The sequence below is a fragment of the Thermomonospora umbrina genome, from assembly GCF_003386555.1.
In the GTDB taxonomy this organism is placed as follows: Bacteria; Actinomycetota; Actinomycetes; order Streptosporangiales; family Streptosporangiaceae; genus Thermomonospora; species Thermomonospora umbrina.
The window spans coordinates 1,003,034-1,015,841 of the sequence record NZ_QTTT01000001.1; the positions used below are offsets into that span (position 1 = coordinate 1,003,034).

The 12,808-nt window shown below is 72.3% G+C and carries 8 protein-coding genes and 1 pseudogene; 2 read left to right on the top strand and 7 right to left on the bottom strand.

Features of this window, described 5'->3' with window-relative positions:
• The first annotated feature begins 12 nt into the window (after positions 1 to 12).
• Positions 13 to 2,907, top strand: coding sequence for a DEAD/DEAH box helicase family protein (locus DFJ69_RS04375; RefSeq protein WP_116021294.1), 2,895 nt, complete (start codon positions 13 to 15; stop codon positions 2,905 to 2,907).
• Between the two features lie 1,018 nt (positions 2,908 to 3,925).
• On the opposite strand, the pseudogene DFJ69_RS36415 reads toward DFJ69_RS04375, so the two are convergent.
• A pseudogene (locus tag DFJ69_RS36415) lies at positions 3,926 to 4,438 on the bottom strand (TerD family protein); the annotation flags it as partial.
• Positions 4,439 to 4,568: 130 nt separating this feature from the next.
• Here DFJ69_RS36415 and DFJ69_RS04385 point away from each other — a divergent pair.
• Positions 4,569 to 5,171, top strand: a complete 603-nt coding sequence (locus DFJ69_RS04385; protein WP_116021295.1) for a DoxX family protein — start codon at positions 4,569 to 4,571, stop codon at positions 5,169 to 5,171.
• 7 nt (positions 5,172 to 5,178) lie between these two features.
• On the opposite strand, the gene DFJ69_RS04390 is transcribed toward DFJ69_RS04385, so the two are convergent.
• The 6 genes from DFJ69_RS04390 to DFJ69_RS04415 all read right to left on the bottom strand — a co-directional run bounded on the left by DFJ69_RS04390 (position 5,179) and on the right by DFJ69_RS04415 (position 12,300).
• A complete protein-coding gene (locus tag DFJ69_RS04390; protein ID WP_116021296.1) occupies positions 5,179 to 6,006 on the bottom strand; it encodes an aldo/keto reductase in 828 nt (275 codons plus the stop codon).
• A 55-nt stretch (positions 6,007 to 6,061) separates the two neighbouring features.
• Positions 6,062 to 7,261 carry a DUF11 domain-containing protein gene (locus DFJ69_RS04395; protein WP_116021297.1) on the bottom strand — a complete coding sequence of 400 codons (1,200 nt, stop codon included), beginning with the start codon at positions 7,259 to 7,261 and terminating at the stop codon, positions 6,062 to 6,064.
• Between the two features lie 139 nt (positions 7,262 to 7,400).
• Positions 7,401 to 8,312, bottom strand: a complete 912-nt coding sequence (locus DFJ69_RS04400) for a helix-turn-helix domain-containing protein (RefSeq protein WP_116026390.1) — start codon at positions 8,310 to 8,312, stop codon at positions 7,401 to 7,403.
• Between the two features lie 102 nt (positions 8,313 to 8,414).
• Complete coding sequence (locus DFJ69_RS04405) at positions 8,415 to 11,273, bottom strand: vitamin B12-dependent ribonucleotide reductase (RefSeq protein ID WP_116021298.1); 2,859 nt, start codon at positions 11,271 to 11,273, stop codon at positions 8,415 to 8,417.
• A gap of 105 nt (positions 11,274 to 11,378) precedes the next feature.
• Positions 11,379 to 11,852 carry a transcriptional regulator NrdR gene (gene nrdR / locus DFJ69_RS04410; protein ID WP_116021299.1) on the bottom strand — a complete coding sequence of 158 codons (474 nt, stop codon included), beginning with the start codon at positions 11,850 to 11,852 and terminating at the stop codon, positions 11,379 to 11,381.
• A 196-nt stretch (positions 11,853 to 12,048) separates the two neighbouring features.
• Complete coding sequence (locus DFJ69_RS04415) at positions 12,049 to 12,300, bottom strand: LysM peptidoglycan-binding domain-containing protein (RefSeq protein ID WP_245974001.1); 252 nt, start codon at positions 12,298 to 12,300, stop codon at positions 12,049 to 12,051.
• Between the last annotated feature and the right edge of the window lie 508 nt (positions 12,301 to 12,808).

Sequence of the window (12,808 nt, forward strand, 5' to 3'; positions counted from 1 at the left end):
GACAATGTCCGGGTGGTGTTCGAGGATGCGCGGTGGCCCGGCGAGTTGCGCCCGTACCAGTCCACGGCGCTGGACCGCCTGGCCGAGGGCTGGGCCGAGGGCCGCCGCCGTGCCTGGGTGGTGCTGCCCCCGGGCACCGGCAAGACCCTCGTCGGCCTGGAGGCGGCCCGCCGGCTGGGCCGTCGCACCGTCGTCTTCGTCCCCAACACCGCCATCCAGAACCAGTGGGCCGACCACTGGGGCCGGTTCGGCGGCTCCTGCGGCGCCTCCCGGAGCCTGGACGCGGAGGTCACCGTCCTCACGTACCAGTCGCTGGCGGTGTTCGACCCGGACGCCGAGACCGACGAGGAGGGACGGCAGCGGTTGGGCCGGTCCGGGCGCGCGGGTGGCCTGGTGCGGCTGCTGCACGACAACGGCCGCGCGCTGATCTCCGCCCTCCAGGCCGCCGGTCCCCTCACGCTGGTGCTCGACGAGTGCCACCACCTGCTGGACGTGTGGGGCCGGCTGCTCGCCGAGATCCTGGAGGACCTGCCGGACGCCCTGGTGATCGGGCTGACCGCGACGCCGCCGGAGTCCCTCACACCCGATGAGGCCGGGCTGGTGGACGCGCTGTTCGGGGTGCCGATCCCGGGCGCGTCGATCCCGGCGATGGTGCGCGAGGGCTATCTGGCGCCGTTCACCGAACTGGCCTGGCTCACCGAGCCGACCGCCACCGAGGGCGACTACATCGAGGGCGAGGCGGAGCGGTTCGAGGAGCTGACCACGGACCTGTTGGCCCCCGGTTTCGCGGGCACCGACTTCCTGCCGTGGCTGGACGCCCGCTGGGTCGCCCGAACGGCCGGGCCTTCCGGCGGGGCGGTGTCGTGGGACCGGGTGGAGAAGGACTTCCCCGCGATCGCCGGGGCGGCGCTGCGGCTGCACCACGCGGGGCTGCTGGCGCTGCCCCCGGGCGCCCGGATCCGCGAGGAGCACCGCCACGCGCCCACCGCCGAGGACTGGGTGGCGCTGCTCAACGACTACGTGCGGCATTGCCTGCTGCCCGGTGACCCGGTCCGGGGGGCGACGGCAGGTGACGCCGCCGCCGTGGAGGCGATCAAGCGGGCCCTCCCGGCGGTCGGCTATCAGCTCACCCGGCGCGGCATCCGGCCCGCCCGTTCCCCCGTGGACCGTGTCCTGGCGCGCAGCGCCGCCAAGGCGTACGGGGCCGTGGAGGTCGCGGCGACCGAGGCCGCCGCGCAGGGGGCGCGGCTGCGCTGTCTGGTGCTGTGCGACCACGAGCGGGCGGGCGCGACGCTGCCCGCCCGGCTGCGGGAGGTGCTGGACGTCGAGTCGGGGTCGGCCTGGCGGATGCTGGTCGGGCTGGTCGCCGATCCGCGCACCCGGGACCTGGACCCGATGCTGGTCACCGGCCGTACCGTCGCCGCCGCCGAGCGGACGGCCCGCGCCTTCGCGCTGGCCATGCTCGACCACGGCCTGGAGTTGGAGGTCGAGCCGGCCGGGGACGGCATCGCCCTGCTCACCGGGGCCTGGTCGGCGCGGACGTGGGTGGCGCGGGTGACGGCGGCGTTCGAGGAGGGCCTGTGCCGGATCCTGGTGGGGACGCGGGGGCTGCTGGGCGAGGGCTGGGACGCCCGGGGCATCAACACGCTGATCGACCTCACCACGGCCACGACCCCGACCGCCGTCGTGCAGACCCGGGGGCGGGCGCTGCGGCTGGATCCGGCGTGGCCGGGCAAGGCCGCCAACACGTGGTCGGTGGTGTGCGTGTCCGACCGTCATCCGAAGGGGACGGCCGACTGGGACCGGTTCGTCCGCAAGCACCGGGGCTATCTGGTCGCCACGCCCGAGGGCGAGATCGTCTCCGGGGTCGCGCATGTGCATCCGTCGTTCTCCCCGTACGAGCCGCCGCCCGTGACCTCCTACGACCGGCTCAATCGGGAGATGCTCGAACGCGCCGAGGACCGGGAGGCCACCCGTGACGCCTGGCGGTTGGGGACCCCGTACCGCGACGAGTTGATGCACACGCTGCGGATCAGGACGCCGGTCCGACCGGCGGCGGCCGAGGCGGCGGTGCCCGTGCCGGTGGGCGCTCCGGAGCCTCCGCAGGTGCTCACGGCCGCCGCGTGCGCCGCGCCCGCGCCCCCGCCTCCCGCCCCGTCGCCGTACCCGCGTCCGGAGGAGCGGCGGTTCCGCGCGGCGTTCACGCTGATGGCGGGGTCGATGGCGGGTCTCGCGCTCTCCCTGTTCGGCGTGGTGCTCGCGGCCCTGGTGGTGGTGCCGTTCACCGTCGCGGCCGTGGCCTCCGCGAGGCGCACGGTACGCCGCCGGGCCCTGCACCGAACTGCGGTGGACGAACGGGAGGCGGCGCTGGTCCGGGCCGCCGGGATGCTCGACGGGGCGGCGGCGGAGCCGTCGGCCACGCCGTTCGCGTACGCGGTCGCCGACGCGCTGCGGGCGGTCGGGCTGTCGCGGCGGGGCTCCGACGGTGTGACGGTGCTGCCCGAGCCCGACGGCGACTACCGTTTCGCGCTCGCCGACGTCGACCCCGCGACCTCGGAACGTTTCGTGCTGGCGCTGGACGAGGTGTTGGGGCCGCTGGCGAACCCGCGTTACTTCGTGCCCCGGTACGTCGTCCGGAGGCGCACCGACCCCGGCGAGCGGACGGCGCTGGCCGAAGCGTGGATGCACGGGCGGGCGCGGGCCGACGGGGTCGTCTACCACGCGGTGCCCGCCCTGTTCGGCCAGAACCGCAAGCGCACCGACGCGTTCGCCACCGCGTGGAACCGTTGGGTGTCGCGGGGCGAGGTCGTGTACGCGTCCTCGCCCGAGGGCGCCGGGATCCTCGCCACGCATCGGGGCGAGGATCCCTTCCAGGCGACCACGGTGCTGCGCGTCGCCTGGGACTAGCCGACTAGCTCTTGCCCCGGGTGCCGACCCACTCCAGGCCCCAGCCGTACGCGTTGTCGACCGCCATCTTGCCCCAGCGCGGACGGCCCGGCGGCGGCAGGATGAAGCGGCCCTCACGACGGACGACCAGCTCGCCGTTGACGTTCTCGATGAGCGCGAGGACGGCGTCGCGGGAGGCGTCGAAGCAGTCGTTCATGCTCATCTCGATCGGCGGCGAACCCACCGGGAACAGGGTCGCGGTGGCGTCCACGCCCCGGAAGTCCTGGGCGCCGTCGTAGATCTCGGCGAACACCAGGATCCGGCGGAACCGGGCGGTGTGGTCGAGGTTGATGGTGAGGTTCTCGCCGGTCGCGCTCCCGCCGGTGCGGTCGTCCTTGTCGAGCTGGATGAACGGCGGCTGGTTCAGCGCCCCGAAGTCGCCGAGGGCGTGGATGATGCCCTTGCTGCCGTCCGTCAGCTCCCACAGGCAGCACAGGTCGAGGTCGAGGCCGCCGCCGCTGCGGCGCTTGCCGAAGAAGCCCTTGGCCGGCGGGGCGGCCTGCATGCCGGTCCAGTTGAGGTTGACCCGCATGTTGCCGGACGTGGCGCCCTGCTTGGTCAGCGAGACGGCGGGCGCGTCCTTGGTCAGCGAGATCTTGGAGAGGCTCACCGGCTGCGGCCCGGGCTGCCCCGGCTGCCCGGGGGGCGGCGGCGGAGCGTATTGGCCCGGCGGCGGCGGCGGAGCGTACTGACCGGGAGGCGGAGGCGGCGTGTACTGGCCGGGAGGCGGCGGGGGCGTGTACTGGCCAGGCGGCGGCGGAGGCGTGTACTGGCCGGGGGGCGCCGGGGGCGGGGCGTACTGCTGACCCGGCGGGTAGGGCTGCGCGGGCGGATACTGCTGGGCCGGCGGGGGCGTGAACTGCTGAGGGCTCGGCGCGGGCGGCGGCGGAGGCGGGGCGTACTGGGGCTGCGCCGGCGGCTGGGCCGGTGCGGGCGGCGGGGGCGCGGCCTGCTGGGGCGGCGGCGGGGGCGTGTCGTCCACCGAGATGCCGTAGTCGGTGGCCAACCCCGCCAGGCCCGAGTCGTAGCCCTGGCCCACCGCGCGGAACTTCCACGCGCCCTGCCTGCGGTACAGCTCGCCCAGCACGAATGCGGTCTCGGTGGTGGCCCCGGTGCTGTCGAAACGCGCCACCTCGGCGCCGCTCGTCGGATCCACCAGCCGCACGTACAGGCCCTGGAACTGCGCGAACGTCCCGCCGTCCGCGGACGCCGCGATCACGATGCGCTCGATCTGGGGCTCGACCCGACCGAGGTCCGCCGACAGGGTGTCCAGCACGGTGGGCCCCTGCTGCTTGCCCTCGTGCCAGACGGCCCCCGAGGGGTGCGCGGGCTGGTTGTAGAACACGAAATCGTCGTCGGATCGGACCTTGCCGTCCACGAGCAGGAGGGCCGACGCGTCCGCGTCGGGCACTCCGGGGCCGGCCTGCCAGCCCAGCTCGACTCGGACAGCGGTCACCGGCACCGGAACGTTGGCGCCCTTCTGCATCGTCATGAGGCAAACCTACGGGTAGGCAGGGACCGGATCGAGCGTCCCGTTATGGTTTCGGCTCCCGGATCCGTCTGGACGCGGGCCCCGGTGACGGCGGATCATCCGGGGGACCCGCACGGAAGGACCGACGGCCATGCGCACTCGGCCGCTGTACGACCTCGTCGCGCTGCTCGCCAGGATCGGTGTCGGCGGGGTCTTCCTCGCCCACGGCTGGCAGAAGATCCAGGTCGGCGTGACCGCCACCGCGGAGGGCTTCGACCGGATGGACGTCCCCGCCCCCACCGCCGCCGCCATCTACGCCACGTTCGCCGAGCTGCTCGGCGGCCTCGCCCTGATCGCCGGGATCGGCCTGCCGGTGGCGGGCACGCTGCTGTTCCTGGAGATGGCGGGGGCGCTGGTGTTCGTGCACGCCGGGAACGGCCCGTTCCTCGTCGACGGGGGCCGGGTCGAGAACGGCTTCGAACTGGTGCTGGTGCTGGGCCTGGCGAGCCTGCTCTTCGCGGCGGGCGGGGGCGGCCGGCTGTCGCTGGACCAACGCCTCTTCCCTCGCGCCGCTCCGGAGGCCCCCGAGACGCCCGCCGGAGGTCGGTCGCGCCGACTTCGCCGGAAACGCGGGAAGCCGCCCGTGGCGGAGCCCCCGGAGGAGATCCCGCCTCCCACCGATGTCGTCGACGGCGACCGGGACGTGTTCGTGGCCGGGCGTCGCAGACCCGCCGACGGCCCCGGCCTCCCCTAGGCGAGCGTCAGAAGCTCATGGTCGCCGGGTCGGGGCCGAGCCGTCGACCCACGTCCAGGGCGGAGATCTCGGCCATGTCCTCCGGGCTCAGCTCGAAGCCGAACACGTCGAGGTTCTCGGCGATCCGCGACGGCGTCACCGACTTGGGGATCACGATGTTGCCGAGCTGGAGGTGCCAGCGGAGCACGATCTGCGCCGGCGTCCTGCCGTGCGCGGCCGACAGCCGCACCAGCGTCGGCTCCTCCAGGAGGCCCCGGCCCTGGCCCAACGGGCTCCACGCCTCGGTCGCGATGCCGTTCTCACGGTGGAACGCGCGCAGTTCCGCCTGCGCCAGCGTCGGATGCAGCTCGATCTGGTTGACGGCCGGGGGCACGTCGCCCTCGTCCAACAGCCGCGTGAGCGTCTCGACGGTGAAGTTGGAGACCCCGATGGCCCGGACCCGTCCGTCGCGGTAGAGCCGTTCCAGGGCCCTCCAGGCGTCCATGTACCTGTCCTGCGCGGGCACCGGCCAATGGATCAGGTAGAGGTCCAGGACGTCCAGCCCCAGCCGGCCCATGCTCTGGTCGAACGCCGCGAGCGCCCGGTCGTACTCGTGCTCGGTGTTCCAGAGCTTCGTGGTGAGGAACAGCTCCTCACGGGGCACGTCGGAGGACCGGACGGCCCGTCCGACGCCCTGTTCGTTGTAGTACAGCGCGGCCGTGTCGATGCTGCGATAGCCCGCGTCCAGGGCGGTCGCGACGGCCTTCTCGGCCTCGGCGTCCTCGACCTGCCAGACCCCGTAGCCCAGTTGCGGCATCGGCACGCCGTTGTTCAACACGATGTTCGGAACGGTCATGGTGGTGATCCGTACCCATGACCGTTCCGAACACGCAGAAGGGGTCGGGCCCGGATCAGGGGGCCAGCACGACCTTCCGCACGGAGCGGGTGTTGTTGCCCATGACCCAGTCCGGGGTGGCGGACTTGGCCGACACCTTGAACACGACCGGACCGCGCACGTTGCGCGCGATGCGGACGGTGACCTCGATGGTCTTGGACGCGCCCGCCGCCAGGTTGGGAAGGGTGCAGCGGATGCCGTTGCCGGCCTTGGCGCAGCCCTTGACCCCGGCGAGGGTCAGGCCCTTGGGAAGGGCGCCGGTCACCAGCACGTTGCGGGCCGCGAACGGCCCCGCGTTGCCGACCGTGAGGCGGTAGACGCCCGTGCCGCCGGCACGGAAGGTGCCCACCGCGCCGCCGGCCACGCGCACGTCGGCGTTGAGCTTGCGGACGGTGGTCCGCGTGCGGGCGGTGTTGTTACCGGTCCGCGGGTCGTACGGGGACCTCGCCGCGGCGGTCGCCGCGACGTTGATCTGCTTGCCGACCGGGGCGGCGGCGATGCCGGTCAGCGACACCGTCCTGCTCGCCCCGACGTTGAGGTCGCCGACGGTGCAGATGGCCTTGCCGGGGGTGTTGACGCAGCCGCGCGCCCAGGCCCGGCTGAGGTTCTTCGGCACGGTGAAGGTGACCTTGACGCCCTTGGCCGCCGTGGGGCCGCCGTTCCGGACGGTGGCCTTGTACGCGACGGGGCGCTTGGGCATGACGACCTTGGGGCCGCTGAGGGCGGTCGCGAGGTCGGCACCATAAACGATCTTGACGGTGTGAACGCTGCCGTTGTTGTTCGGGTTCGCGTCGCCCTCCACCGGCTCGGCGCCGAGAACGGACAGCAGCGCCTGGTCCTTGGTGCCGGGCGCCACCGTGGCGGTCCAACGCACGGTCTTCGACTGGCCCACGGCCAGCGTGCCGAGCGCGCACGTGGCCGCGAGACCCTGGTCACCGGGCTTGGAGGGCAGGACCGTGCAGCCGGGCGCCTGGAGATTGCGCACTCCGCTGACAAAGATCGACGCGGACGCGTTCGGCTGTGCGCCGGGCCCCGCGTTCTTGATGGACCCCGTGAACGAGAGGGTGCCGCCCGGCCTCACCTCCTTGGTTCCCGTGCTGGAGGCGACGAGGTCGTTCCCCGCCTCGCCCTGTGCGGGAAGCGTTCCTGCGTACGACGGGGTCACCGCGCCGAACACGGCCACTGCCGCCACGGCGGGCACGATGAAGCGTCTCAAAGAACATCCTTTGCGAAGACGGCCTGCGGGGCGTTCGGGAGGCCGTGAGAACGAGATGATCGCAGGGAGCGTACTGATCACCTGCCGGCGGCGCTATGTCCTGAACGCACAAAAGGCCGACCGGAACCGGCCGGTCCGCTCAAGCGCGCGGGTGCGCCCCGAGGGCGGCGATGAGCCACTCGAAACCGGGTACCGCGGAGGGGAACGGCGGATACGCGTTGATGATCCCGACGAGACGCCAGTAGCGCTCCACCCGCGCGTCGGTGAACGTCTCCAGCCCTTGCAGGATCTCGGCCCGCCGCTCCGCCGGAGTGTCCGGGGCGACGATCAGATCCAGGACGCGTCCGCCCTCCGGCGAGTCCGGGGCGATCCCCTCGGCGAGGGCGCGCCCCGTGTGCTCGGCCACGAGCCCCGGGTCGACGGCGTGCCCGGTGCCCGGACCGCCGTTCTCCCCCGCCACCGCCATCTCTCGGACCCGCCGCCGGAACCCCTCGTCGTGGACCAGTTCGGCGAGTTCGAGCCAGGCGTCCACCTGCTCGGGGGTCGGGTCGTCGGGCAGCTCCACGGCCCGCATTCCGGTCGCGATGCCCATCGCGGGGGCCTCGGGGTCGATCCCCTCGAACACCCCGTTGACGAAGTCGTCGATCAGTCGCCGTCGTTCCGTCGCGGTCAGCCCGGCCAGTCGGTGCGTCACCATCGTCTCCTCGATCGTCTTGCCGTGGCGGGCGACCGCGCTCAGCACCGACCGGCGTAGCCGCAGCGTCCGGATCTCCGCGTCCAGCGCCGCGACGTGCACCCGCGCCACCTCCGCGAGGCCGGTGGTGCGGGCCAGCACGGCCCTCACCTCCTCCAGCCCGAACCCGAGGTCCCGCAGCGTGCGGACCAGGTCCAGGCGCGCCACCGCCGCCGCGTCGTAGATCCGGTAGCCGTTCGCGGACCGCCCGGCGGGCGGCACCACCCCGGCGTCGGACCAGAAGCGGATCGTGCGCGCCGTCAGCCCGGTGCGCTCGGCCAACCTGCCGATGGTGAAGAACTCAGCGCCGTCGCCCATGGCCACGACTGTGCACCTTCCACCCGCTGGAAGGTCAACCGCGCCCGGGAACGCACGAGGGCGGGGAGCCGGTGGCCCCCCGCCCTCTCACGTGTTCCCTCGTCAGCTACAGCCGCTGGTGGAGCCGCAGCCCTCGCAGACGTAGCAGCTTCCCGCCGGGCGCATCTTGGTGCCGCAGGTCATGCACAGCGGGGCGTCCTCCGCGGTGCGGCCCTGGTGGCTCTCCATGACGTCGACCGCCGTGCCGTTCACACCGCTCGCACCCGTCGGCGCCGGCGGGGCGGCCGGGGCGGGCTCGCTCTGGCGGGCCGCCGGGCGGGTGATCTCGGCGGTCTGGGCGAGGGTCTCGCGGGCGACCTCCTCCTCGGCGTGCAGGCTGGCCGGGTCCTCCCCGTTGGCCTGCATGGCCCGCTCCTGGGCGGTGAGGATGCCCAGCTCGGCCCGGTGCTCGAACGGCAGGTGGTCCAGGGCCAGCCGGCGGAAGATGTAGTCCATCACCGAGGTGGCCATCCGGATGTCCGGGTCGTCGGTGACACCCGCCGGCTCGAACCGCATGTTGGTGAACTTGTCCACCCAGGTCTCCAGCGGCACCCCGTACTGGAGGCTGATGGAGATGGCCATGGAGAACGCGTCCATCACCCCGGCCAGGGTCGAGCCCTGCTTGCCCAGCTTGAGGAACACCTCGCCGAGGCCGTCGTCCGGGTAGGACGAGGCGGTCATGTACCCCTCGGCGCCGGCCACCGAGAACCGGGTCACGGTCGCCGGGCGCTGCTTGGGCAGCCGGCGGCGGACCGGGCGGACCTCGGCGGGGGCGACGGCCGCCGACGGCTCGGCCTTCTCCTCGGCCCTGGTCTTGGCGACCGACAGCGGCTGGCCCACCTTGCAGTTGTCGCGGTAGATCGCCAGCGCCTTGAGGCCCAGCTTCCAGCCCTCGAAGTACACCTTCTCGATGTCCTCGACGGTGGCCTGCTCCGGCATGTTGACCGTCTTGCTGATCGCGCCGGACAGGAACGGCTGCACGGCCGCCATCATCCGGACGTGGCCCATCGGGCTGATCGCCCGCTCGCCCATCGCGCAGTCGAACACGTCGTAGTGCTCGGGGCGCAGGCCGGGCGCGTTGACCACGTGGCCGTGCTCGGCGATGTACTCGACGATCGCCTCGACCCGCTCCTCCTGATAGCCGAGCTGGCGCAGCGCCCGCGGCACGGTGAGGTTGACGATCTCCATGGAGCCGCCGCCGACCAGCTTCTTGAACTTCTTCAGGGCCAGGTCGGGCTCGATGCCGGTGGTGTCGCAGTCCATCATCAGGCCGATGGTGCCGGTGGGGGCCAGCAGCGACGCCTGCGCGTTGCGGTAGCCGTTCTTCTCACCGGTCTTGAGGCACTCGGCCCACTGGCGCGTGGCGGCGACGTGCACGGACTTGTCCATGGCGTCCAGCGGCCGGATCTCGTCGTTGGCGGCGGCGTGCTTGCGCATCACCCGCTTGTGCGCGTCGGCGTTGCGGGCGTACCCCTCGTACGGGCCGACCACCCCGGCCAGCTCGGCGGACCGGCGGTACGCCACGCCCGTCATCAGCGAGGTGATCGCGGCGGCCAGTCCCCGGCCGCCCTCGGAGTCGTAGGCGTGCCCGGTGGCCATCAGCAGCGCGCCCAGGTTGGCGTACCCGATGCCGAGCTGCCGGTAGGCCCGGGTGGTCTCGCCGATCTTCTCGGTGGGGAAGTCCGCGAACGTGATCGAGATGTCCATCGCGGTGATGATCAGCTCGGTCAGCCTCGTGAAGCGTTCCACGTCGAACGTGTTGTCGGGGCGCAGGAACTTCAGCAGGTTGATGCTGGCCAGGTTGCAGGAGGAGTTGTCCAGGCTCATGTACTCCGAGCACGGGTTGCTGGCGGTGATCCGCCCGGTCTCCGGGGTGGTGTGCCAGTCGTTGATCGTGTCGTCGTACTGGATGCCCGGGTCGGCGCAGTCCCAGGCGGCCTTGGCCATCAGCCGGAACAGGTCCTTGGCCTTGACGGTCTCGATGACCTCGCCGTTCAGCCGGGCGCGCAGCCCGAAGTCGCCGCCGGACTCCACCGCCCGCATGAACTCCTCGGAGACCCGCACCGAGTTGTTGGCGTTCTGGTACTGGACGCTGGTGATGTCCTTGCCGCCCAGGTCCATGTCGAAGCCGGCGTCCCGCAGCGCGCGGATCTTGTTCTCCTCGCGCGCCTTGGTCTCGATGAACTCGGCGACGTCGGGATGGTCCACGTCCAGCACGACCATCTTGGCGGCCCGGCGGGTGGCGCCCCCCGACTTGATGGTGCCCGCCGAGGCGTCGGCGCCGCGCATGAACGACACGGGCCCGCTGGCGGTGCCGCCGGAGGACAGCAGCTCCTTGCTGGAACGGATCCGCGACAGGTTCAGGCCGGCGCCCGACCCGCCCTTGAAGATCGTCCCCTCCTCCTTGTACCACTCCAGGATCGACTCCATGGTGTCGTCCACGGAGAGGATGAAACAGGCGCTGACCTGCTGCGGCGACTTGGTGCCGACGTTGAACCAGACGGGCGAGTTGAAGCTGAACACCTGGTGGACCAGGGCGTGCTTCAACTCGTGGTCGAAGATCTCGGCGTCCTCGTCGGTGGCGAAGTAGCCGTTGGCCCGGCCGGTCTCGGTGTAGACGTTCACCACCCGGTCGACCAGTTGCCGCAGGCTCCGCTCGCGCTGCGGGGTGCCCACGGCGCCGCGGAAGTACTTCGACGTCACGATGTTGGCGGCGTTCACCGACCAGAAGTCGGGGAACTCCACCCCGCGCTGCTCGAAGTTGATCGATCCGTCGCGCCAGTTGGTCATGACGACGTCACGACGCTCCCAGGTGATCGCGTCGTACGGATGCACGCCCGGCGTGGTGAAGACCCGGCCGATCTTCAGCCCCTTGCGGCCCTTGCCGCGCCTGGCCGTCGAGCCGCTCACCGTTTCGGTCATGACTCTTCCCCCTTCGGGCCCTCACGGGCCCCGTAACAGGATCAACATCGCCCGCCGGCCCGCCCATACCGCCGGCCCGGGCTTCTCTCAGGTCGTTGTGCTCTTCTAGTCGTCGTGCCGGCCGCGCGCCGCGGTGAACGCGGTGCGCAGCGACTCGATCTCCCTCTCGAAGTCCTCCAGCGACTCGAACCCCCGGTACACGGAGGCGAATCGCAGGTAGGCCACCTCGTCGAGTTCCCGCAGCGGCCCCAGGATGGCCAGGCCGACCTCGTGCGAGGCGATCTCGGCGACCCCCGTCGCGCGGATCGTCTCCTCCACCCGCTGGCCCAACTTCGCCAGCGCGTCCTCGTCCACGGGCCGGCCCTGACACGCCCGGCGCACCCCGGCGATGATCTTCTCCCGGGAGAACGGCTCGGTGACCCCGCTGCGCTTGGCCACCATCTGGAGCACGGTCTCCTGGGTCGTGAACCGCCTGCCGCACTCGGGGCAGGCCCGGCGGCGCCGGATGGCCGCGCCGTCCTCGGTGGAACGGCTGTCGATCACCCTGCTGTCGGGGTTACGGCAGAACGGGCAGTGCACCGTGTCTCGACCTCCCCTGACAGACCGCCACAAGACCACAACCTGTGGAGAATCACATCGGTGTAACTACTAGATGTTGTGGTCAAACCTAGGCCCCTCCGAAGGGCTTCGCAAGCTGGAACGATCGCCTCGGCAGTAGACCCTGGTCACAGAAGGCCTCCGCAGCCCCCTCCGGCGTGTCGTCGCGCCCCCGCCCTCAACTCCGCGGAACCCGCAACCGCTGACCTGGCTGAACGATCGATCCACGGAGCCCGTTGAGCTCCCCGATCTCCCCCACCACCCGTCGCGGATCGTCCCGGGGCCGAAGCCTGGACGCGATCTCCCACAGCGTCTCACCGCGCCCGACCACCACCGTCTCCACCGCCCCGCCCCCCTCTCCCCCGGCCCGAGCCCCCCGCTCCGTACCGAGCCAGAAGGCCCCCAGCATCATCACGACGAGGGCGAGCACCACGACCACCTTCCCCCGCCGCGTCAACCGCACGGGCGGAGCACTCCCGACCACCCCTCCGCCCACCGAGGCCCCACCACCGGCCCCCTTGCCCTGCGGGGCACCAGGGGGTGAGCCCCTCCACTGCCCGGCACCACTGCTTTCGAAGTCGCGCCCCGGCACCGACGCCCGAGTCGAGTCGCCTCGTCGGGCCACGCCACGCCCACCTCGACCACCTCCCGGGTCGCGGGTCCCACTCTCGCCGGATGCCGACACCCGGATCGAGCCGCCTCGTCGCACCACGCCACGACCGCCCTGACCACCTCCGGAGTCGCCCTCCACCGGTACCGACGCACGGGCCGAGCCGCTCCGCCCCGCCACGCCACGACCATTCCGACCACTTCCCGAGTCGCGACCCCCGCTGTCGCCGGGTGTAGTCGCACGGGTCGAGTCGCCTCGTCGCACCACGCCACGACCGCCCTGACCACCTCCGGAGTCGCGAGTCTTGCCCTCCACCGGTACCGACGCA